This is a genomic window from Actinomadura barringtoniae, assembly GCF_017573505.1.
Classification (GTDB): Bacteria; Actinomycetota; Actinomycetes; order Streptosporangiales; family Streptosporangiaceae; genus Spirillospora; species Spirillospora barringtoniae.
Genome location: NZ_JAGEOJ010000034.1, coordinates 21431 through 42649, shown reverse-complemented (window position 1 = coordinate 42649; position 21219 = coordinate 21431). Strand labels below are relative to the sequence as shown.

Annotated in this window: 21 protein-coding genes; 18 read left to right on the top strand and 3 right to left on the bottom strand. The window is 72.7% G+C overall.

The genetic code is table 11. The features are described 5' to 3' along the window. Positions 1–20 precede the first annotated feature (20 nt). Positions 21–983 (bottom strand): AraC family transcriptional regulator, encoded by a 963-nt coding sequence (locus tag J4573_RS49735; RefSeq protein WP_208263473.1) that lies wholly within the window; start codon positions 981–983, stop codon positions 21–23. Positions 984–1298: 315 nt separating this feature from the next. On the opposite strand from J4573_RS49735, the gene J4573_RS49730 reads away from it, so the two are divergent. From J4573_RS49730 to J4573_RS49700, 7 genes are all read left to right on the top strand, one after another. After that, positions 1299–2108 carry an SAM-dependent methyltransferase gene (locus J4573_RS49730; RefSeq protein WP_243774878.1) on the top strand — a complete coding sequence of 270 codons (810 nt, stop codon included), beginning with the start codon at positions 1299–1301 and terminating at the stop codon, positions 2106–2108. A gap of 60 nt (positions 2109–2168) precedes the next feature. Further along, positions 2169–3527: an ATP-binding protein gene (locus tag J4573_RS49725; protein ID WP_208263471.1), complete on the top strand. Its 1359-nt coding sequence runs from the start codon at positions 2169–2171 to the stop codon at positions 3525–3527. After that, positions 3524–3967, top strand: a complete 444-nt coding sequence (locus J4573_RS49720; RefSeq protein ID WP_243774866.1) for a roadblock/LC7 domain-containing protein — start codon at positions 3524–3526, stop codon at positions 3965–3967. Before J4573_RS49725 ends, J4573_RS49720 begins: the two co-directional genes overlap by 4 nt. Beyond that, entirely contained in the window at positions 3964–4314 is a 351-nt protein-coding gene (locus tag J4573_RS49715) for a DUF742 domain-containing protein (protein ID WP_208263470.1), read from the top strand. The genes J4573_RS49720 and J4573_RS49715 overlap by 4 nt, the downstream gene beginning before the upstream one ends. Further along, a complete protein-coding gene (locus tag J4573_RS49710; RefSeq protein WP_208263469.1) occupies positions 4292–4918 on the top strand; it encodes a GTP-binding protein in 627 nt (208 codons plus the stop codon). The genes J4573_RS49715 and J4573_RS49710 overlap by 23 nt, the downstream gene beginning before the upstream one ends. After that, a complete protein-coding gene (locus J4573_RS49705) occupies positions 4915–6288 on the top strand; it encodes a cytochrome P450 (RefSeq protein WP_208263468.1) in 1374 nt (457 codons plus the stop codon). The genes J4573_RS49710 and J4573_RS49705 overlap by 4 nt, the downstream gene beginning before the upstream one ends. Positions 6289–6366: 78 nt before the next feature. Continuing rightward, a complete protein-coding gene (locus tag J4573_RS49700; RefSeq protein WP_208263467.1) occupies positions 6367–7974 on the top strand; it encodes a Na+/H+ antiporter in 1608 nt (535 codons plus the stop codon). A 111-nt stretch (positions 7975–8085) separates the two neighbouring features. On the opposite strand, the gene J4573_RS49695 is transcribed toward J4573_RS49700, so the two are convergent. Further along, the gene (locus J4573_RS49695; protein WP_208263466.1) at positions 8086–8997 is read right to left on the bottom strand and encodes an Lrp/AsnC family transcriptional regulator; all 912 of its coding nucleotides are present in this window, start codon (positions 8995–8997) and stop codon (positions 8086–8088) included. 746 nt (positions 8998–9743) lie between these two features. On the opposite strand from J4573_RS49695, the gene J4573_RS49690 reads away from it, so the two are divergent. From J4573_RS49690 to J4573_RS49640, 11 genes are all read left to right on the top strand, one after another. Further along, a complete protein-coding gene (locus tag J4573_RS49690) occupies positions 9744–11180 on the top strand; it encodes a GuaB1 family IMP dehydrogenase-related protein (RefSeq protein ID WP_208263465.1) in 1437 nt (478 codons plus the stop codon). Positions 11181–11382: 202 nt separating this feature from the next. Next, complete coding sequence (locus J4573_RS49685) at positions 11383–12951, top strand: LCP family protein (protein WP_208263464.1); 1569 nt, start codon at positions 11383–11385, stop codon at positions 12949–12951. 46 nt (positions 12952–12997) lie between these two features. Next, complete coding sequence (locus tag J4573_RS49680) at positions 12998–13450, top strand: hypothetical protein (RefSeq protein WP_307797524.1); 453 nt, start codon at positions 12998–13000, stop codon at positions 13448–13450. Positions 13451–13551: 101 nt separating this feature from the next. Beyond that, complete coding sequence (locus J4573_RS49675; RefSeq protein ID WP_208263463.1) at positions 13552–13848, top strand: hypothetical protein; 297 nt, start codon at positions 13552–13554, stop codon at positions 13846–13848. An 84-nt stretch (positions 13849–13932) separates the two neighbouring features. Then, entirely contained in the window at positions 13933–15003 is a 1071-nt protein-coding gene (locus J4573_RS49670; protein WP_208263462.1) for an enolase C-terminal domain-like protein, read from the top strand. Beyond that, a complete protein-coding gene (locus tag J4573_RS49665) occupies positions 15000–15578 on the top strand; it encodes a P-loop nucleotide/nucleoside kinase family protein (RefSeq protein ID WP_208263461.1) in 579 nt (192 codons plus the stop codon). The genes J4573_RS49670 and J4573_RS49665 overlap by 4 nt, the downstream gene beginning before the upstream one ends. 147 nt (positions 15579–15725) lie before the next feature. Beyond that, positions 15726–16520 carry a hypothetical protein gene (locus J4573_RS49660; protein WP_208263460.1) on the top strand — a complete coding sequence of 265 codons (795 nt, stop codon included), beginning with the start codon at positions 15726–15728 and terminating at the stop codon, positions 16518–16520. A gap of 11 nt (positions 16521–16531) precedes the next feature. Beyond that, positions 16532–17668, top strand: a complete 1137-nt coding sequence (locus J4573_RS49655) for a sensor histidine kinase (protein ID WP_208263459.1) — start codon at positions 16532–16534, stop codon at positions 17666–17668. Next, positions 17665–18318 (top strand): response regulator transcription factor, encoded by a 654-nt coding sequence (locus tag J4573_RS49650; protein WP_208263458.1) that lies wholly within the window; start codon positions 17665–17667, stop codon positions 18316–18318. The genes J4573_RS49655 and J4573_RS49650 overlap by 4 nt, the downstream gene beginning before the upstream one ends. 159 nt (positions 18319–18477) lie before the next feature. Then, entirely contained in the window at positions 18478–19236 is a 759-nt protein-coding gene (locus J4573_RS49645; RefSeq protein WP_208263457.1) for an ABC transporter ATP-binding protein, read from the top strand. After that, positions 19233–20018 carry an ABC-2 transporter permease gene (locus tag J4573_RS49640; RefSeq protein WP_208263456.1) on the top strand — a complete coding sequence of 262 codons (786 nt, stop codon included), beginning with the start codon at positions 19233–19235 and terminating at the stop codon, positions 20016–20018. Before J4573_RS49645 ends, J4573_RS49640 begins: the two co-directional genes overlap by 4 nt. Here J4573_RS49640 and J4573_RS49635 read toward each other — a convergent pair. Continuing rightward, positions 20005–21102 carry an RDD family protein gene (locus tag J4573_RS49635; protein WP_243774865.1) on the bottom strand — a complete coding sequence of 366 codons (1098 nt, stop codon included), beginning with the start codon at positions 21100–21102 and terminating at the stop codon, positions 20005–20007. The two genes, J4573_RS49640 and J4573_RS49635, sit on opposite strands and share 14 nt — an antisense overlap. Positions 21103–21219 lie beyond the last annotated feature (117 nt).

Below are 21219 nucleotides of genomic sequence, written 5' to 3'. Positions count from 1 at the left end.
GGAGCGGCGATCGCGGCGGGTCAGGATTCGCGGTGCTCGTGTCTCAGCTCGCGCGGGGAGACGCCGTAGCGCTGCCGGAACGCCGTGCTGAGCACGCTCGCCGACGTGAATCCGGACGCGTGGGCCAGCTCGGAGATGGTCATATGCACGAAGCGCGGATCGTTCAGGCGCACCCGTACCAGCCGCAGGCGCTCCTCCTTGATCAGCTCGCGCGGGGTGGTCCCGGCCTGCTGCAGCGCCAGCTGCACCTGCCGCAGCGACCAGCCCAGCTCCCGTGCCACGGTCGCGCCGGTCAGCTCCAGGTCCGCGGCGTGGCCGCGCACGTACCGGCGCACCATCATCTCCACCTCGGCCAGATGACCGGACGCGGTCGGCCGGTCGTCGCCCACCGCGAGCATGCACAGCAGCTCGGCCAGCCGGACGCAGATCGCGTCGAACTGCATCGCGGTGAGCCGGTCGCGCTCGTCGGCCAGCCCGAGCGTCATCTGCGCGAGGACCCTGCCGAGGCCGGTGGTGAGGTCGACGCCGAGGGACAGCGGCGCCGACCGGTTGAGCGGGCCGTTCACCTCGCTCGCCGGGATCGTGAGGATGTAGGCCTTGGTGGAGGTGGTCTGGGCGGCCTCGAAGGGAACGCCGAACGCGAGCAGGCCGCCGGCGCCGCGCGACAGCAGCACGTCCTCGCCGCCCTGCCGGATGCGTGCCCCGCCCTGCACCGGCATCAGGAACCGGTAGTCCTCGTCGCCGTCCGCGCTGATCTGCCGCGCCGTCCTGGCGTAGGTGATCGGCTCCGACGCGAACTCCACGAGCTGGAAGGACGCGGTGCGCTGCCGGACCGTCTCGCCGCGGAAGTCGTCGGTGCGTTCGTACACGTGAGCCAGGCGGGTCTGGTAGTCCGCGATGTGCTCGCGCCAGAACTCCGCGCGGTCGGCGGCGGACACGTCCGCCGTCGACGACGACTCGACGACGTAGGTCGACTCCGACATCGCTCATCCTCCGCCCGGGCCGCCGGAACCACGGCACGGCACCGGCTCGTCACGCTCGTACGCGACGCCTCGGGCGCAGCGTAAACCGATCTCGCACCCGGAACATCGCGAATCCATCAGATCGCAATCAGATCGGGACAGGGTGTGACGAAGTTTCACGTTCTTGCTGATCATGGCCGGTGCGCGCGGGCGCAACTTCTCTGCGCGCACGGGCAAGCGACGCCGCGTGATGCGGCTTATCGTCTCGGAACCGACGTTCCATCCCCGACCCCACGAGATGTGCCTCCGGCTCCGAGGAAACACCCGTTGACCACGATGACCGATATCCCGCACTTGCCCACCTCCGCGCGCCGCGGAGCCACGCCCCGCATCACGAGCGCCAGGCCCGCGGTGGCTCGCTTCTACGACGCGATGCTCGGAGGCAAGGACAACTACGCCGTCGAACGCGCCCTGGCCGGGGCCGCGATCGAGCACGTCCCGCAGCTGCCGCGGATCTTCCGTGACAACCGGGTGTTCGCGGCGCAGGCCGCGCGGCGGATGGCCGAGCGGGGCATCACGCAGTTCCTGGACCTCGGCTGCGGCCTCCCCAACGCAGAGAACATCCGTTCGGCCGTCCGGGCCGGGGCTCCCGAGGCCACCGTGGCCTACGTCGACCAGGACCCCGCCGTCATCGCGCACGGCCATGTGTTCCTCGCCGACGGCGCCCTCACCGCCATGGTGCGCGCCGACCTGCGCGACCCGCGGGCGGTGCTGCGCGAGAGCGCGGCGAAGGGCGTGCTCGACCCGGCACGCCCGGTCGGGATCCTGCTCACCGCCGTTCTCCACCACATCACCTGCGCCGACGACCCGGCCGGCGTGGTCAGGGAGTACCTGGAGCTCGTGCCGCGCGGCTCCATGATCGCGATCAGCCACTTCCACGCTCCGCGTCCCGGGGAGCCCTACGCCGATCTCGCGCACGAGCTGGAGGACCTGCTGGTGGAGCGGCTCGGCTCGGGCTGGTTCCGCTCGCACGCCGCGATCAGCGGATTCTTCGACGGCCTGGAGCTTCAGGAGGGAGGCGTGCGTCCCCTCGGCCACGACGCCGCCTCCGTCCTGATGCTCCGAGGCATCGCGCGCAGCCCCTGAATCCCGGCCCGCTCCCGCCTCCCCCTCCCCCGACCCCACCCCGTAGTTCACGAGGATCTGATGGAGCAATTCCTCTTGGTGCTGGCCGCCGTCTGCTCGATCGGCGCCATCGCGGCGTTCGCGTTGCTGCTGACCCGGGAACGGCAGGTCCGCAGCCGCCTGCTGGCCCAGAACGCGGCGCTGCGCAACGGCCTGGACATCCGCGACCGGGAGATCGGGCACCTTGTCTCGGTCCGCCTGCCCGAGCTGCTGGAATCCCTGCACAACCCGGCCGTCACCGTGTCCGGCCCCAGGCACGACCCGCGCGCGCTCGGCCCCGCCTACGAAAAGAACATCGAGGCGATGCTGGAGCTCGTCGCCGCCACGGCCGAACGGGTCCGGACCCACTCCGACCGTTCGGCCAAGGCCACGATGCGCGCCATGATGCGCGCGGTGCAGAGCCTGGCGGGCGAGCAGCAGCTGGCCCTGTCGGCGATGCAGGAGCGCCACGACGACCCCGACGTGCTCGCCGGTCTGCTCCAGCTCGACCACATGAACGCCCAGCTCGGCCGCCGCGCGCAGGCGACCGCGGTGCTGTGCGGATCGTGGCCCGGCCAGCAGCGTTCGGCGTCCTCCTTCAGCGACGTCGTGCGCGGCGCGACCTCGCGGATCCGCGACTACCTGCGGATCCGCGTCAGCTCGCCGGTGAACGCCGCGGTCGCGGGGCGGGTGGTGGAGCCGGTCGTGCTCGCCGTCGCCGAGCTGCTCGACAACGCCGCGCGCCATTCCCAGCCCGACACCTCGGTCGAGGTCAACGTGCAGGCGACGCACAACGGCGTCGCCATCGTGATCGACGACGCGGGCGTGGCGATGGACGTGGAGGAGCTCCAGCACGCGGCCCGGCTGCTGTCGGGCGCCCGGTCGGCCGACGTGCACCGGCTCGGCGACCCGCCGCAGGTCGGGTTCGCGGTGGCCGGGGTGCTCGCGGCCCGGTACGGGTTCACGGTGTCGGTCGACAGCAGGTCGCCCTACGGCGGCGTGCGCGCGGTCGTCTTCGTACCGAACGCGCTCCTCGCCGACGTTCCCGGCGAACGCCCGGCGGCCCCGCTCTCGGCCCCTGCTCAGGCCCCCGCCCAGGCCCGCGCTCAGGTCCCGGTCCCCATGGCCGCTCCCGTGTCCGTGCCCGAGCCGGGGCCCGTGGTCACGACGGCGGGCGGGCTGCCGAAACGGCGGCGCCTGCCGGCCGCCGGACCTCCCGCGGCGGAGCCGTCCGAGGCGTCCGAGGCGTCCGGCGAGAGCACATCCGGCGGCGAGACCGCGGAGCCGCAGCCCGGCCGGGCGCGGGCGACCGCGGCGGGCCTGGGGGCCTGGCAGCGCGGCACGCGCTCCGGCCGTGCCGCCGCGACGCCCGACGACGAGGGGAAGGACCCGCGGCCATGACCGACTCGATGGACCAGACGGCCCTGGCGACGGGCAACAGGCTCGGGTGGATGCTCGACGACGCCCTGCGGATGCCCGAGACGCGGCAGGCGATCCTGCTGTCAGCCGACGGCCTGCTGATGGCGCACTCACAACGGATCGGGTTCGACGAGGCCGAACGGCAGGCGGCCGGCATGTCCGGGCTGCAGTCGCTCGCCCGCGCCACCGCCGAGTTCTGCGGCGGCGACCCCGGCGCGGGCTGGCGGCAGACCGTCAGCGAGTTCGACGACGGCTATGTGTTCCTCGTCGCCGCCGGTCCGGGCGCCTACCTGGCCGTCTCGGCGACGCAGCACGTCGATATGGAGGCGGTCTCCTACCGGCTGCAGGAGCTCGTTCAGCGGCTCGGCAAGGAGCTGACGAGCCCGCCGAGGCACGCTCCCGGCGCGGGCCCGGCGGCATGAACCGGCCGCGCGGCGAGCGTGCGCTCGTCCGCCCGCACGTGGTCACCGGCGGTCGCGCGCATCCGAGCCGCAACGTGTTCGACCTGGTGACGCTCGTCATCGCCGTCGGCGACCGGCAGGCCGGGCTCGGGCCCGAGCAGCGCCGCATCGTCCGGCTGTGCCAGGGCGGCGCGCTGTCGGTCGTGGAGATCGCCGGGCATCTGCGGCTGCCCGTCGGCGTGACCCGCGTGCTGCTGTCGGACCTCATGGACGCCGGCCACGTCACCACCCGCGCCGCGCCCGCCACGCAGCAACCACGGCTCCAGCTCCTGCAGGAGGTGCTCGATGGACTCCGCGCCCGCCTTTGACGCGGCCGAGACCGCGCCCGAGACGGCGCCGCCGGCCTACCTGCCCGAGACCGTGCGGACCGCGGTCAAGCTGCTGGTCGTCGGGCACTTCGCGGTCGGCAAGACCACGTTCGTCGGCACGCTCTCGGAGATCAGGCCGCTGCGCACCGAGGAGCTGATGACGCAGGCCGGCGCCGTGGTGGACGACCTGGCCGGGGTGCCGGACAAGACCACCACCACCGTGGCCATGGACTTCGGGCGCCTGACGCTCAGCGACCGGCTGGTGCTGTACCTGTTCGGCACGCCGGGCCAGAGCCGGTTCGAGCGGCTCTGGCACGACCTGGCCCGCGGCGCGCTCGGCGCCCTGGTGCTGGTCGACACCGCGCGCCTGAAGCAGTCGTTCGAGGTGATGGACCTGCTGGAACGCCACGGCCTCCCCTACGCGGTCGCGGTCAACCGGTTCGAGACGGCCCCGGCCTTCCCCGACCAAGAGGTCCGCGAGGCGCTGGACCTGCTGCCCGAGACGCCGCTGGTCACCTGCGACGCCCGCGACCAGGCCTCGTCCACGCGGGCGCTCATCGCCCTCGTCGACCACCTCATCTCCCTCGACCAGGAGTCAGCGTGACCACCTCCGATCCCCTGTCCGCCTGCCCGGCCCACGCCCGCGCGCCGATGTACGGCCCCGAGTTCGCCGCCGCGCCCGAACGTATCTACGACGAGCTGCGCGAGCGAGGGCCCGCCGCGCCGGTGGAGCTGGCTCCCGGCGTTCCCGCGACCCTGATCGTCGGCTACGACGCCGCGCTCGAGGTGCTCCGCGATCCGGGCACCTTCCCCAAGGATCCACGCCGGTGGGAGGGGAAGGTCCCGGCGGACTGCCCGGTGCTGCCGATGATGGGGTACCGGCCGAACTGCCTGTTCACCGATGGCGCCGTCCACGCTCGGCTGCGCGGTGTGGTGACCGGCTGCCTGCCGCGGTTCGACTCGGAGACCCTGCGCGAACTCGTGGAGCGGCGGGCCGACGAGCTCATCGACGGCTTCGCCGGCGAGGGCGAGGCCGACCTGGTGAAGCAGTACGCGCGGGTGCTGCCGCTGATGGTGTTCAACGAGATGTTCGGCTGCCCGGCCGAGCTCGGCGACCGGTTCGTGTTCGGCATGAGCGGGATCTTCGACGGGCTGGACGCCGAGCACGCCAACACCGTTCTCAACCAGGCCGTGCTGGATCTGGTCGCGCTGAAGCGCCGCGAGCCCGGCCCCGACGTGACGTCGTGGATGATGGCCCATCCGGCGGCGCTGACCGATGAGGAGATGGCGCACCAGCTGGTCGTGCTCATGGGCGCCGGGACCGAGCCGGAGCAGAACCTCATCACCAACGGGATCCGGCTGTTGCTGTCGGACGCCCGGTTCGCCGGCGACCTGTCGGGCGGCAGCCTGCCGGTCGAGGACGCGCTCGACGAGATCCTCTGGTCGGATCCGCCGATGGCCAACTACGCGGTGACCTATCCCCGCGAGGACGTCGACTTCGCCGGGGTGCGGCTGCCCGCCGACGAACCGGTGGTCATCAGCTTCGCCGCCGCCAACACCGACCCGTCCAGGGCGGCGGGCGCCCGCGCCGGCAACCGCGCCCACCTGGCCTGGAGCGCGGGCCCGCACACCTGCCCGGCCAAGGGCCCGGCCCGGCTCATCGCCTCGGTCGCCATCGAGAAGATCCTCGACCGGCTGCCCGAACTGGATCTCGCCGTGCCCGCCACCGACTTGACCTGGCGGCCAGGCCCGTTCCACCGGGCGCTGGAAGCACTGCCCGTGCGCTTTCCCCCCGCGAGCCCCCACCGGGCCGTTCCGAACCAGACCAACCCTCAACCGCCGGTGCCCGCCGCCCACACCGCGGCCGGCCCGGCGCCCGAGCGGGGCGACGACCTATCCGCCGAGGCCGTCGCCCCGCCCACGGCCCCGCGCCGCCTCGCCCGGTCCATCGCGCGGTGGTGGCGAGGCGGCTGATCCGGCCCGCGCCGGCGGCGGCTGATCCGGCCGCGCCGCCTGCGCTGCCGCCCGGTCGGCCCGTGCCATGATCTGGACGTGGACGCGACAGACGCACTCTGGCTCCTGACGATCCCGGTCGCCGCGGTGGCGGTGGCCGCGGTGTCGCGGCGGCTCGGGTTGTCGGCCCCGCTGATGCTCGTCATCGCGGGGCTGCTGGTGACGGCGGTGCCGGGCGTACCGGACTTCGAGCTCGACCCCGAGTTCGTGCTGTACGTGTTCGTGCCGCCGCTGCTGTTCTCGGCGGCGTGGCAGAGCTCGTACTACAACATGCGCGAGAACGCCCGGCCGATCGCGCTGCTGTCGGTCGGGCTGGTGCTGTTCACCACCCTCGCGGTCGGCTACGCGGCCCACCTGCTCATCCCCGACCTGCCGCTGGCGGCGGCGTTCGTGCTCGGCGCGATCGTGGCGCCGCCGGACGCGGTCGCGGCGGTGAGCGTCGCGCAGCGGCTCGGCATCCCGCGCCGGCTGGTGACGATCCTGCTCGGCGAGAGCCTGTTCAACGACGCGACCGCGCTGACGGCCTTCCGGGTGGCGGTGGCGGCCGCGATCGGCGGCGGTTTCACGCTGCTGGACGGCGTCGGGCGGTTCCTGTTCGCGGCGATCGCGGGCGTCGCGGTCGGGCTTCTGCTCGGGCCGCCGCTGCACTGGCTGCGCAACCGGATCCGCGACCCGCTGGTGGAGAACTCGATCGCGCTGCTCGCGCCGTTCGCCGCCTACCTGATCGCCGAGGCCGTGCACGCCTCGGGCGTCATCGCGGTGGTCGTGAGCGGCCTGTACCTCGGCCAGCGGTTCACCGACTCGGCCGCGGTCACCCGGCTGATCGGGCACTCGTTCTGGAAGATCATGATCTTCATCCTGGAGTCGGTGGTCTTCCTGCTCATCGGCCTCCAGCTCCCGGCGGTGGTGGACGGGCTGTCCCACTACAGCTGGGCGTCGCTGGCGTGGTGGGCGGCGGCGGTCTTCGCGATCACGGTCGCGGTCCGGTTCGTGTGGGTGTTCCCGGCCGCCTTCGTGCCGCGCTGGCTGTCGGCCAGGATCCGCGGCGACGAGAAGTGGACCGGGTGGCGCGGCGCGGTGGTGCTGTCGTGGGCCGGGATGCGCGGGGTGGTGTCGCTGGCCGCCGCGTTCGCGATCCCGATCCTCACCAGCTCCGGCGAGGCGTTCCCCGGTCGCGACCTGGTGCTGTTCCTGACGTTCACCACCGTGCTGGCGACGCTGCTGGTGCAGGGGCTGACGTTCCCGACGCTGATCCGGCTGCTCGGCATCGGCAGCGGCGAACGCGAGCGCTACACCGACGCGGTCGCCGAGGCGGGCGCGCAGCACGCCGCCGCCCGCGCCGCGCTCGAGCGGCTGGAGGAGCTGACCGCGGACGATCCCGATCCGCTGGACGAGACCGTGGTGGAACGGCTCCGGCAGCTCGCCGAATACCGGCAGCTGAAAGCGTGGGAGCGGCTCGGCGGCGGCACCGGGCCCGAGGGCGAGGAGGTGCCGACCGCGACCTACCGGCGGCTGCGCCGGGAGATGCTCGAGGCCGAACGCCGCGTCTTCGTGCAGATGCGCGACGAACGCCGCATCGACGACGCGGTGCTCGACCGCGTGATGAACGAGCTCGACCTCGAAGAGGTGGCGCTCAGCCGGGACTGACCGCAGGGCGCCACCGAACGACCTCATCACCCGAACGGCCCGGTCACCGAACGGCCCGGCCGTCAGAACGGCCCGCCTCCCCGGGGCCGTGCGGCCCCGGGGAAGAACGGATCACGAACCGTTCAGCGGCTTCTCGGGCAGCTCGACCGCGTAGGACTCCTTGACCACGTCGAGGTGGTGCCAGGACTCCCGTACCGTCACGCCCGGCACGGCGCGCACCGCGTCGAGCACCGCGACCAGCTCCGCGCGGGAGGCGGCCTCGGCGAGCCCGACGATGTCATAGCGCCCGAAGCCGGTCGCCAGGTAGCGCACGCCGTCCTGCTCGGCCACGGCCTCGGCGGCCCGGCGCAGCCCGCCGGTCACGACGAGCCCGAAGCCGCCCAGCTCGGAGGCGCCGAGCGCGAGCGGGTCGGCCAGGCCGGTGACCTGGATGACGCCGGAACGCATCAACCGCACCACGCGGGCGCGGGTCGCGGCCTGGGACAGGCCGATGATGTGGGCCAGCCGGGTGTAGGGGGCGCGACCGTCGCGCTGCAGCTCCTGCAGCAGGCGCCAGTCGATGTCGTCGAGCGTGATGTCGCCCAGCTCGCGGACCACCGCGTGGGTGTCGCGGACCGTCGCGACCGACCGGAACACCTCCGCCGACCGCACGCCGGGTACCGCCCGCATGTGATCGACCTCCGCGGCGAGCGCGGCGTCGTCTCGCGTGCGCACCTGCGCGACCAGGTCGTGCGGTCCCGCCGTCAGCGCGGTGAAGCTGACGGCCGGGCGTTCGGCCACGGCGGCGGCGACCTCCCGCGCCGAGCCCTCCACGGTGATCGCGACGTGGCCGATCGCCTCCGCGCCGACCACCCTGGCGTGGACGATGCCGACCACGCGGACGACCTCGGTCTCGAGGAGATTCTGCACGCGCGCCCGCACCGCGGTGCGCGACAGCCCGACGCGATCGGCGAGCGCCTGGAACGTCGCCCTGCCATCCCGCTGGAGCTCGCGGACGAGCACGGCGTCGACCGCATCCAGCACGGCTCTCCTCCTCGACATGCCTTGTATCGGTGCCAGCAACTGCAAGATCATTCCATTTCGGAACGGTATGACGTCAAATATTGATCTTGCTCGTGTTCGCCGCGTTCAGCCGCCGTCAAAGCGTCGGCGTTCGGCCGCCGCGGCGCCGAAAGCGGCGCCGGGTAAACCGGGCCGGCAGCACAACGGGCCCCGGCCACCTCCGGACGGTCGGTCAACCGGCGGCCGGGCGTGCGCACCCGACCCGCGCGCACGGCGCACCGGGGTCAAGAGCGTGAACCGCATGCGCCTCTCCCGGTGTTCTGCTGTGAAACCTCTTGCAGAGGTACGGCCGTACGCGTCGGCACATGTAAAAAAAGTGCATCGGCGTCGCACCAACGTCAAGAGGTAACTTTACAGAGAGCGAAACCTCACGTTGCCCTCTATTCCACTGAGTCGCGCTAAATCTCCCTAGTCCCGCAGGTAGGAGGCTTGTCACGGCGAGTCGCGCGATCTGGAAGCCAGGAGTCACGTTTTGAAAACCCCTGACAGGAGGCGGACCGTCCCTGCTCGGACGCCGCGGGAGCGCTCCCCAGGGGCCCGCCCGGCCGCTCCGGTACCCTCCGTGCTCTGACAGAACGGGGACCCGTACCTGACAGACCGGGCAAGGGCACAGACAGCGGGGCGCTTTGGTCGAAGCACCTGGGGGTATGGATCACAATGTACGGTGGCCCAGCCACTTTCATCCGCGATTGGTGTGTAGAACAGCCGTGCGCCTGTTGAACGGTGAGCATTCCGCTCACGACCTCACCTACAACGACGTCTTCATGGTCCCTCGCCGGTCGGCGATCGGCTCCCGGCTCGGGGTGGACCTGTCCACCGTCGACGGGAGCGGGACGACGATCCCGCTGGTCGTGGCCAACATGACGGCGGTCTCCGGCCGCCGGATGGCCGAGACGATCGCCCGGCGCGGCGGCATCGCCGTGATCCCGCAGGACATCCCGGCCGAGGTGGTGGCCGAGGTCATCTCCTGGGTGAAGGCCCGCCATCTGGTCTTCGACACCCCGATCTCGCTCGCGCCCGGCGACACCGTCGGCGAGGCGCTGGCGCTGCTGCCCAAGCGGGCGCACAACTCGGTGATCGTCGTCGAGGACGACCGGCCGGTCGGCGTGGTGACCGACGCCGACTGCCACGGCGTGGACCGCTTCGCCCAGCTGCGCGACGTCATGGCCCGCGACCTGCTGACGCTGCCCGAGACCGTGGATCCGCGCGAGGCGTTCAACCGCCTGCACGAGCGCGGCCACCGGCTCGCGCCCGTCGTGGACGCGCAGGGCCGCCTCATGGGCGTGCTCACCCGGACCGGCGCGCTGCGCGCCACCCTCTACGACCCGGCCGTCGACGGCGCCGGGCGGCTGCGCGTCGCCGCCGCCGTGGGCGTGAACGGCGACGTCGCCGGCAAGGCCAAGGCCCTGCTGGAGGCGGGCGCCGACCTGCTGGTCGTCGACACCGCGCACGGCCACCAGGAGAAGATGATCGCCGCGCTGGCGGCGGTGCGCGGCCTCGACCCGGGCGTGCCGATCGTGGCGGGCAACGTGGTGACCGCCGAGGGCACCCGCGACCTCATCGAGGCGGGCGCCGACATCGTGAAGGTCGGCGTCGGCCCCGGTGCCATGTGCACGACCCGGATGATGACCGGGGTCGGGCGGCCGCAGTTCTCGGCCGTGCTGGAGTGCGCCGCCGAGGCGCGCAGGCTCGGCCGGCACGTGTGGGCCGACGGCGGCGTGCGGCACCCGCGCGACGTCGCGCTGGCGCTGGCCGCCGGCGCCGCCAACGTGATGGTCGGCTCCTGGTTCGCCGGTACCTACGAGTCGCCGGGCGACCTGCAGCGGGCCGCCGACGGGCGCCTCTACAAGGAGAGCTTCGGGATGGCCTCGGCCCGCGCGGTCCGGCTGCGCACCGCCGAGGACTCCCCCTTCGACCGGGCACGCAAGGCGCTGTTCGAGGAGGGCATCTCCACCTCCAAGATGTTCCTGGACCCGCAGCGTCCGGGCGTGGAGGACCTGGTCGACTCGATCGTCGCCGGGCTGCGCAGCTCCTGCACCTACGCGGGCGCCGCGACGCTGGAGGAGTTCCACGAGCGGGCCACGGTGGGCATCCAGGGCTCGTCGGGCTACGCCGAGGGCATGCCGCTCGCCACCAGCTGGTAGTGATCAACAAGTCCGGATCCAGCCACCCATACGGCACCGAAGTGCCTATGCTGGAGTAAGCCACTTATAACCGAACTACGGCTCGCATTCGGTCGATTACCACGCGCAGGTCTGAGTGATCAAGCAACCCATCCAGCGGTTTTGCGCGTCCATAATAGAAACCGGAGCCTAATTTCACCGTGCGTGGGGGATCGGAGCGTACATGGCGAGTCGATCAGCCGACAGTCGTGCCCCGGAGCGTCCCTCCGAGGACGAGAGCGAGCAACAGCCGTCCGGCCGTACGCGAGGGCTCCCGCGTGCGCTGGCGCTGACGCTCGCCTCCGCGGTCGTCTGGGGGGTCGCCCACCTGTGGGCGGGCCGCCGGATCGCGGGCGGGGTGCTGATGGGGCTGTTCGCGCTCCTGGTCGGCGCCGGCATCGGCGTCGGCATCTGGCTGAAGTCCAACCCGTTCCACCTGGCCGGGCAGCTCGACCTGCTGACCACCATCGTCGCCGGCATGCTCGTGCTCGGCCTGGTCTGGGTCCTGGTCGTGGTCTGGTCCTACGTGGTCGTGCGCCCCGCCGGGATGAGCGCCGGGCCGCGCACCGCGGGCAGCGTCGCGGTCGCGGTGCTGTGCTTCGCGGTCGCCGCGCCGACGGTCTGGGCCGCGCACACCACCTACGTCGCGCACGACACCATCACCAGCATCTTCCACAGCGCGCACAGCAACGGCCGCGAGGTCGACACCAGCGACCCGTGGAACGGCCAGCGCCGCGTCAACGTGCTGCTGCTCGGCGGTGACGCCGCCGCCAACCGCACCGGCGTCCGCACCGACAGCATGACGGTCGCCAGCATCGACACCGAGACCGGCAACACGGTCCTGCTGAGCCTGCCGCGCAACCTGGAGAAGGTGCAGATGCCGGCGGGCCCGGCGCACGACCGCTTCCCCTACGGCTTCACCGGCGACGGCCCCGAGACCCCGGGCCTGCTGAACGAGGTCTACCAGTACGCCGAGGACCACCCCGACCTGCTGCCGGGCGTGGGCAAGAACCACCGCGGCCCCGAGCTGCTGACCAAGACCATCAGCGGCATCCTGGGCCAGCGCGTCGACTACTACATCCTGGTCGACATGTTCGGCTTCGCCGACATCATCGACGCGATGGGCGGCGTCAAGATCCGAATCACCCACCCGATCCCGTACGGGCTGCAGGGCGGGGTGCTCGAGCCGGGCTACCGCAAGCTGAAGGGCAAGGACGCCCTCTGGTACGGGCGGTCCCGCACCGACAGCGACGACTACGCCCGGATGGGCCGGCAGAAGTGCCTGATGCGCGCGATCGCCAAGCAGGCCGACCCGCAGACCGTGCTCACCAAGTTCGACAAGCTGGCCGCGGCGGCCAAGCGCGCGATCTCCACTGACATCCCGCAGGAGCTGCTGCCGCCGTTCATCAAGCTGTCGCAGAAGGTGAAGAACGGCGCGCAGATCGACAGCCTGTCGTTCGTGCCGCCGCTCATCTACACCGGCAACCCCGACTATCCGCTCATCCGCAGGCTGACCGCCAAGGCGCTCACCGAGCAGGAGGCCGGTCCTTCGGCGTCCGCCTCGCCCAGCGCCTCCGCGTCGCCGAGCGACTCGTCCTCGCCGTCCGGATCGCCGCGGCCGCACAGCAGCTCGGACGCCTCCGGCAGCGGTGGCACGGGCTCCGGCGGCAGCGAGGGAACCGGTGGCACCGGGGCGCCGAGCCCGTCGCCGTCGACCAAACCGGTCAACCTGGAATCCAGCTGCCCGTCCTGACCCGGCCTGACCCGGCCTCGCGCCGGTTCGGTGGCGGGGCCGGTTCGTGGGGAAGACTCCCCATGTGAAGCCCGCCCACCGCGTCCGCCAGGTCATCAACCTCGTCAACCTGTCGACGCTCCTCGGCCTGCTGCTGGCCGTGACGGGCGCGCGGCGCCCGATCGTGAAGGGGCCGCACGGGCTGCTGGTCGCGGGCGGCTACCGGCTTCCGCTGCCGGACGCGCCGGCGTTCACGATGGGGAACGTGATCCTGGTGCGCGGCGCGACGGCCGACCTGCTGCGGCGCGACCGGCTCCTGCGCCATGAGGAACGGCACTCGACGCAGTACGCGTACTGCCTGGGCCCGGTGATGGTCGTCGCCTACCTGGTGTGCGCGGGCGCGTCGCTGGCGGTGTGCGGCGACCCGGCGTCCTACAACCCGTTCGAACGGCTGGCGAGCCTGGACGACGGCGGCTACGTGAAGAGGCCGATGTGGGCCTTTCTGCGGCGCCGGACGTGACCTGACCTGGTGGTCATACCCGTGTGACCCGGCTGCGGCAAACCCGCCCCGCTCCCCCGGCGTCCCACACAGTGACGCCGTTCAAGTCAGGGGGCAATGAAATGGCGCAGACGACGATGGACACCGACGCCGATATGGCGCGGCTGGAGGAGCTGGCACAGGCTCTGACCGGCCGCGGCTACCGGACGATGCTGGTCACCGGCGGGGGCCGGGCCCGGCTGGAGGTGCTGGACCGCATCACCTCGATGCCGACCGGAACAGTGGTGTGCGAGCGCGACACCGGCGGCGAGGCCTGGTTCTGGTGGTCGTGGGCCGACCGCATCGCGCCCGCGAGCGCGCCCGCCGACGCCGCCGCGCTGGTGGACCTCGGCCTGCGCCGCGAGCACGACACGGCTTGACCTGCGGCGCCCGGTGTCTTCGCAGCTCTCCCGAGGGGGGATCATGGGAGGAGCAGACTTTCGAGCACGAAGGGCGGGTGCGGGTTGTCCCAGATTCACGGCTGCGATGCCTTCCGCGTGGCGATGCCGCGCGGACGGCGGCCCGAGAGCGTCCTGGTCCGGCTGACCGGTGAGGACGGCGCGGTCGGCTGGGGTGAGGCGCCACTGCCGGGCGGCGGCGGTGGCGAGGGGGCCGAGGCGATCTGGGCCGACATCGGCGAACGCATGGGCCCGGCGCTCATCGGCCTGGACTGGGAGCGCCCGGAGGACGTGTCGGCCGTGGCCGAGCTCGGCTCGCGGCGGGCCGCCGCGGCCGTCGACGTGGCCTGCTGGGACCTGTGGTGCCGTTCGCGCGGCCTGCCGCTGGCGCACGCGCTGGGCGGCACCCGCACCTCGATCGTCACGGGCGCCCGGATCGGCCCCGAACCGGTCCTGGAGACCGTGGTGTCGCGGGTCAACCGCGCGATCGGCGCGGGCCACACCCGGGTCACGGTGGACGTGCGGCCGGGCTGGGACATCGAGCCCATCCGGCTGATCAAGGAGGCCTATCCGGCGCTGGCGGTCGTCGTCGACGCCGGGCACGCCTACACCGAGTCGGCCGAGCACCTGGACGTGCTGCAGGGCCTGGACGGCTACGGGCTCGCGGCGATCGAACGGCCGTTCCCGGCCGGCGACCTGGTCGCGCACGCCCGCCTGCAGCGCATCGTCGGCACGCCGGTCGCGCCCGACATCGGCGACATCGACACCCTCGACGCGGCCATCACGCTGGAGGCCGGGCGCGCGCTCGACCTGCGGCTCGGCGCGCTCGGCGGTCTCACCGCGGCGCGCGCCGCACACGACCGCGCGTACGCCGCAGGGTGGGACGTGTGGTGCACCGGGTCCGGCCCGTTCGGCATCGGCCAGGCCGCCGCGGTGGCGCTCGCCGCGCTGCCGGGCTGCACGCTACCGAGCGACGTGTCCGACCCGGCGGGCGGCCCCGCGTTCGTGACGCCGCCGGTCCGCTCGTCCGGCGGCGTCGTCGGCGTGCCGCTCACCCAGCCAGGCCTCGGCCACGAGGTCGACGAGGAGCGCATCGAACGGCAGGCGACCCGGCGGCTGCGGATTCCGGCCGTATGAGTGTGCCGGGCGCCGTCTGGATCGTGGCGGGGCCGCCCGGGTGCGGTAAGACGACGGTGGCGGAGATGCTGCTGGCGCGGCTGGACCCGGTTCCGGCGCTGCTGGACAAGGACACGCTGTACGGCCCGTTCGTCGCCGCGACGCTGGACGCCGCGGGACGCGATCCCGGCGAGCGCGAGGGTCCCTGGTACGACGAGCACATCAAGCGCCACGAGTACGACGGCCTGACCGCGGCCGCGCGCGAGATCCGCTCGTACGGCTGCCCGGTCCTGCTGAGCGGCCCGTTCACCGGCCAGATCCGCGACCCCGGGCGGTGGCGGGAGTGGAGCGCGGCGCTCGGCGGCGACCCCGTACACCTGGTCTGGATCCGCACCGACCCTGGAACGCTGCGGGATCGCCTGGAGAGGCGCGGGCTGGACCGCGACGCCGGGAAGCTGGCGGAGTTCGAGGCGTTCCTGGCGCGCATGCGCCCCGAGGAGCCCCCGCCCGTCCCCCACCTGGAGATCGACAACCGCGAGACGGCGTCCGTGCCGCTCCCCGCCCAGGTCGACGATCTGGTGGCCGCGTCCGGCTGAACGGACCGCGCTGAACGAGCCCGGCACGCTTCCCGCGTACTCCCCCGCGAGTAGATCGGTTGTCTCCCCCTGGGTGACGCCCCGGGCCGCCTCCTCCGCCCATGATGGCCAGGTCGAGCCACCATCGAGGCAGGAGAGGAGCCCGCCATGGCCGCACTGACCGCCCTGGCGGCGCCCCAGGGCGCCATGACGCGGATCTGGTCGCGTGGACGCAGGGTCGAGCGCGTCTGCTACGCCCTCGGCGGGGTCCTGATCGCCATCGGCCTGTTCCATCTGGCCGTCTTCTTCGTCGACGGCGGCCCCTGGGAAGGGCCGGTGTCGTGGCGCAAGCCGACCACGTTCGGGGTCTCGTTCGGGCTGACGCTGATCGCGGTCACCTGGGTCGCCTCGTACCTGCCGCTGCGCGAGCGCCTGCGCACGGTGCTGCTCGGCGTCTTCGCGGCCGACTGCTTCGTCGAGGTCGGCGGCATCGCGCTGCAGGCCTGGCGCGGCGTGCCCTCGCACATCAACCGGGAGACGGCGTTCAACTCGGCGGTCTCGACGGTCCTGGCCGCCGGGGGCGGCGTCCTGATCGTCGTGCTGACGACGATGGCGGTGTCGGCGTTCCGGCCCAACCCGCTCGTCACGCCCAGCATGCGGCTGGCGCTGCGCGCCGGGTTCGTCACGCTGGTGATCGGCCTGCTGACCGGCGCCGCGATGATCGCCCGCGGGGTGATCGAGGCCAGCACCGGCGACCAGCAGCACGCCTACGTGGTGACCGGCTTCCTCAAGCTGGTGCACGGGATCAGCCTGCACGGCGTCCTGGTGCTGCCCGCGATCGCCTGGCTGGTGTCGTTCGCCCCGTGGAGCGAGGAGCGCCGCACCCGCGTCGTCACCGTCGCGGTCTCCGCGTACGGCGCGGCCATCGTCGCCGCGCTCGTCTACTCCCTCCTGCGGATGTGAACGCGGCGGCCATGAGGATCAGCCGGGCGGCGGTCGGCGATGGGGCTCTGGCCGCCGCACTCGTCCTGTTCGGGATCGTCGGAAGTCTGCTGGTCAGCGGGCTGCCGCATGCCTCGGCGCGGATCGACTGGCTGGCGATCGGCCTGGTGGAGGTGGCCGCCGTCGCGCTCGCGGTGCGCCGCCGGTGGCCGCTGCAGGTGCTGGTGGTGGTCGCGGCCTGCACCTCGGTCTACCTGGCCATCGGGTACGCCTACGGGCCGATCCTGGTGTCGTTCACGTTCGCGGTCTACGCGGCGGCACGGCACGCGCCCGCGTCCCGTTCGGCGGTGTACGCGCTGGCCGTGCTCCCGCCGCTGCTGTTCCATCTGTTCGTCCGCCCCACCGTGTTCGGCGTGCTGTACGGGGTGGTGCCGGTCTGCGCGTGGATCGTCGTCCCCTACTCGCTGGGGTTCGCGCTGCGCACGCGGCGCGAGGCCGCCGACCGGGCCAGGGCCGAGACGATCCGCACGAGCGTGGACGAGGAGCGGCTCCGGGTCGCGCAGGAGGTCCACGACATCGTCGGGCACGGCCTCGCCGCCATCAAGATGCAGGCCGACATCGCGCTGCACGTGCTGGACCGCAAGCCCGATCAGGCCGCCCCGGCGCTGGAGGCCATCAGCCGTACCAGCGGCGACGCGCTCGACGAGCTGCGCACCACGCTGGCGGTGGTCCGGCGCGCGGAGCAGGCGGAGCGGACGCCGGTGCCTGGGCTGGGCCGGCTGGACGAGCTGCGCCAGCGGATGGCCGAGTCGGGCGTGTACGTCCGGCTGCTGGTCACGGGCAGGCCGCCCCGGCACGCGCTGCCCGTCGCGGTCGACCTCACCGGCTACCGCGTCGTCCAGGAGTCGCTGACGAACGTGCTGCGCCACAGCGGCGCGGTCGAGGCCACCGTCAACATCGCCTACGAGGACCGCTGCGTCCTCATCGTCGTGTCCAATCCCGTCCGCACTCCCCCGGCCGAGGGCGCCGGTTCGGGGATCGCCGGGATGCGCCGCCGGGTCATGGACCTGGGCGGCGAGTTCACCGCCGGGCCGCTGCCGAAGGACGGGTTCGAGGTGCGGGCACGGCTGCCGTTGGGAGCCCTGGGAGCCTCGGGAGGCCGAACGTGATCCGAGTACTGGTGGCCGACGACCAGGACCTGGTCCGCCTCGGCCTGCGCACGCTGATCGAGAACGAGGACGGGATGATGTGCGCAGCGGAGGCCTCCGACGGCCTCGCCGCGGTGAACGCCGCCCGCAGCCGGCGGCCCGACGTCGTGCTGATGGACATCCGTATGCCCGGCGTGGACGGGCTGGAGGCGACCCGGCGGATCACCGCCGACCCCGAGCTGCCGGCCGTGAAGATCATCGTGTTGACCACGTTCGAGCACGACCAGTACGTCTTCGACGCGCTCCGCTACGGCGCCAGCGGCTTCCTGCTGAAGGACACCACCCCGGCCGAGCTGCTCGCCGCGATCCGTTCGGTGGTGGACGGCGGCGCGCTCATGTCGCCGTCGGTGACCCGCACGGTCATCGGCGAGTTCGTGGCGGCCTCGCCGCGCCCGGCCCGCCCGCATCCCGAGCTCGGCACGCTCACCGAACGCGAGCGCGAGATCGTCGCGCTGGTCGCCGAGGGCCTGTCGAACGACGAGATCGGCGAACGCCTGGTCATCAGCCCGGCGACGGCCCGTACCCACGTCAGCCGTTCCATGGTCAAGCTCGGTGCCCGCGACCGCGCCCAGCTGGTCGTGTTCGCCTACCAGTCCGGCCTGGCGGGCTGACCGCGCCTTCTGCGCCGCGTCTTCTGTGTATTGGCTACGCGGATCTGCGTACGGGCGATGCCGCTCGGCGGCGGACGCCCGGATCTCCGTTTCTGACGACGATCGAAGCGTGATCGATCGAACGTCGAGAACGAGAGATTCCCGCGAAGGAGCAGACACATGAACGGGGATGGAGCGGCCGCGATCGTGGTCGACGACCTCACCAAGCGCTACGGGAGCCACACCGCCGTGCAGGGGGTGAGGTTCGCGGTCCGGCCGGGTGTGATCACCGGCTTCGTCGGGCCGAACGGCGCGGGCAAGTCGACGACCATGCGGATGATGGTCGGGCTGACGCCGCCGAGCGGCGGGCGCTGCACGGTGCTGGGCCAGGAGTACCGGCGGCTGCACAATCCGGGGTGTCAGGTCGGGGTTCTGCTGGACGCCTCCGCCCAGCACTCCGGGCGGACCGGCCGCGAGGTCCTCACCCTCGCCGCCACCGTCATGGGCCTGGAGGCGCGGCGGGTCGACGAGATGCTCGACCTGGTGGGGCTCAGCCGCGCCGAGGCGCGCAGGCGTACCGGGGCCTACTCGCTCGGCATGCGCCAGCGGCTCGGCGTCGGGCAGGCGCTGCTGGGAGACCCGCGCGTGCTCATCCTCGACGAACCGGCGAACGGCCTGGACCCGGCGGGCATCCACTGGATGCGCGGCCTGCTGCGCGACTTCGCCGACGACGGCGGCAGCGTCCTGCTGTCCTCGCACCTGCTGCGCGAGATCGAGGTCATCGCCGACGAGCTGGTGGTCATCGGGCGCGGCCGCATCGTCGCCCAGGGCACCAAGCAGGACCTGCTCGCCGCCGAGGGCGACGGCGGCCTGGAGGAGATGTTCCTGCGCCTGACCGCCGACCACGCCCGCGACACCGCCCCGAAGGAGACCCGATGAGCACCGCGACCGCCACCACCGCGACCGCCGCCCCCAGCCGCCCCGGCGTCCCGTTCGGCCGCCTGCTCAAGGCCGAGCTGCGCAAGCTGACCGACACCCGCGCGGGCCGCTGGCTGCTGATCGCCATCCTCGCGACCACGCCCGCCGTCGTGGCCGTCATGCTGTTCACGGCCGATCCGAAGGACCTGAACTACGACAGGTTCGTGGACTTCACGCAGACGCCGCAGAAGCTTCTGCTGCCCGTGGTGGGGATCCTCTCCATGACCAGTGAGTGGAGCCAGCGGACCGGGCTGGTGACGTTCACGCTGGAGCCCAACCGGCGGCGCGTGCTGCTGGCCAAGGCCACCGCGACGCTGCTGCTCGGGCTGATCGTCATCGCCGTCACGTTCGGCTCCGCGGCGATCGGCAATGCGCTGGCGCCGCTGCGGGACGGCGACGGCAGCTGGGCGTTCGGGTTCGAGGGCTTCCGCGACATCACCGTGGTGCTGCTGAGCGGGCTGGCGCAGGGCCTGGCGTTCGGGATGCTGCTGCTGGTCAGCGCGGCGGCGATCGTCGCGTTCTTCGTGCTCCCCAACCTGTCGAGCGTGCTGTTCAACACCGCGCCCGGCCTCAAGGACTCGGCCCCGTGGTTCGACCTCAACCAGGCGCAGGGCGCGCTCTACGACCACCACATGACCGGTCAGCAGTGGGCGCAGGTGCTCACCGCGACGCTCCTGTGGGTCGGGCTGCCCGCCGTGCTGGGCATAGCCCGCGTTCTGAGGACCGAGGTCAAGTCCGCCTGAGGTCGTCCCCGTCGCCCTCGGCGGGCGGCGGGGGCTGCACGTGTTGTGGCGATGGCATCGGGGGCGGGGCGTACGGGTCGGGCGTGCCCACACCCTCCGGGACGCCGACGCCTGGGTAGTGCGGGGCAGGCGGGGGCAGCGCGGGCGGTGGCTGCATCGGTACAGGCGGGGGCTGCTCGGGCGCGGCGGGTTGCCGGCGGGCGTCGCGGCGGCTCTCGTAGGCGTCCTTGAAGCGGCCGCCGAGGCGCTTGCTCGCGTCCCTGACCTGCTGGCCGCGTTCGCTGTCCATGGCCTGGCGTACGCGGTCGACCGACTGGCGGTGGGCGCGCTTGCCGAGCTCCTGCGCCTGAACGATCCGCTCGTGCTCGGCCAGCCGTGCGGCCCGTTCCCTGGCCGCCTGAGCGCTTTCCCTGGCGGCCTGCGCACTCACGACGGCGGCGGCCTGCGCGCCGTCCACGGCGATCTGCGCGCCCTGCCGGGCCATCTGCACGGCCTGCTGGTAGGCGCGGGCGCGGACGACGGCCGTTCCGGCGACGCGGTCACCGACCGAACGGCGCTGCCTGCCGACCAGCAGCGGAACGACGTTGGCCACGAACGCGGCGACGGCCACCATCCACAGCGCGAGCGACAGGAAGAACAGCCCCTGGAGCAACAGGATCCACGCCAGCGCGTACAGCCCGGTGTCGGTCGCCGTGGTCACCAGCGCGCGGCGGGCGGCGCTGCCCGCGCCGATCTTGGCCTGGCCGTCGGCGCGGGTCACCTTGAGGTCGGCGACGACCTTGCCGACCGTGCGGCCCTTCCAGGCCACCGCGCCGAACTGGTAGGCGTACTCGATCAGCACGAGCAGCATGAACGCCTGCATCACGTAGCCGACCACGGTGTCCCAGGCGTGCGTGCCGAGCTTCTCCCCGGCGGCCTGGACGTCGCCGCCCGTCACGAACAGGTCGAAGATCGCCTCGACGCCCCGTTCGGTGAGGCCCTGCAGGTAGGCGTGGATCCGTCCCCAGGTCATCCCGCCGAGCAGCAGCGCGACGCCGAAGATGATCCCGGCGTCCAGCGCCCACGCGCCGAAGCGGCGGCCCATCGGCGGCCGGTCGTCCCGCCCCGGCGGAACCGCCGGAGGGCCGGGAATGCCGGGCGGGCCCGAAAACCCGGGAGGGCCGCCAAAGCCGGGCGGGCCGGGAGGCCCTGGAATCCCGGG